Origin of the sequence: Marinimicrobium sp. UBA4209, from assembly GCF_002381585.1 — a bacterium.
GTDB lineage: Bacteria > Pseudomonadota > Gammaproteobacteria > Pseudomonadales > Cellvibrionaceae > Marinimicrobium > Marinimicrobium koreense.
In genome coordinates this window covers 67,133-67,900 of record NZ_DFTP01000007.1, presented here as the reverse complement: position 1 = coordinate 67,900, position 768 = coordinate 67,133, and the positions used below count along the sequence as shown (strand labels likewise).

The window sequence follows — 768 nt, the reverse complement described above, 5'->3', positions numbered from 1 at the left end:
CGGTAGACGGCGCTCAGATTGGTGTTGATCACATCAAACCACTCCTCGTCGTTCATCCGCATCAGCAGATTATCCTTGGTGATACCGGCATTGTTCACCAGAATCGCGGGCAGACCGTGCCGCGCCTTCATGTCCGCCAGCACCGATGCGACCGACTCGGCATCGGTCACATTGAGCACCATACCTTCGCCGGTGACGCCCTGGGACGCCAGACGCTCAGTAATCCGGTCGGCACCGGCCTGGCTGGTCGCGGTACCCACCACCACAGCGCCCGCAGCGCCCAGTTGCTCGGCGACAGCGGCGCCAATGCCCCGACTGGCACCGGTAACCAGCGCTACCTTACCCTCAAGATTGTTCATGGGTGTTATTCCCCTTTGGTCTGTTGCAGTACCGCCTGGAGGTCTTCAGGCGATTCAATGGAAAACGTGTTCAGCGATTTATCGATACGCTTATTGAGGCCCGAGAGCACTTTGCCCGGCCCACACTCAACCGTGCTGGAAACGCCACTGTTGGCCAGAGCGCGGACACAGTCGACCCATAGCACGGGGCTGTAGATCTGCTCGATCATCAGGCGCTTGATCGCCTCCGGATCCGTTTCACTTTTGGCGTGCACATTATGAATCACAGGAATCGTCGGCGCACGGAACTCGGTCTCAGCAATTTTGGGGGCCAGACCGTCCGCGGCCGGCTGCATGAGACTGGTGTGGAATGGGGCGCTGACCGGCAGAGCCAGGGCACGTTTGGCGCCCGCCGTTTTACAGAGGGCCA

Annotated in this window: 2 protein-coding genes; both read right to left on the bottom strand. The window is 60.3% G+C overall.

Going from position 1 to position 768, the window contains the following annotated elements; translation table 11 throughout:
• Window positions 1-359, bottom strand: a 359-nt coding sequence (locus B3187_RS01685; protein ID WP_286804337.1) for an SDR family NAD(P)-dependent oxidoreductase, incomplete at its 3' end; no start/stop codon positions are given.
• 5 nt (window positions 360-364) lie between these two features.
• A partial coding sequence (locus tag B3187_RS01680; RefSeq protein ID WP_286804336.1) for an ACP S-malonyltransferase occupies window positions 365-768 on the bottom strand: 404 nt, incomplete at its 5' end.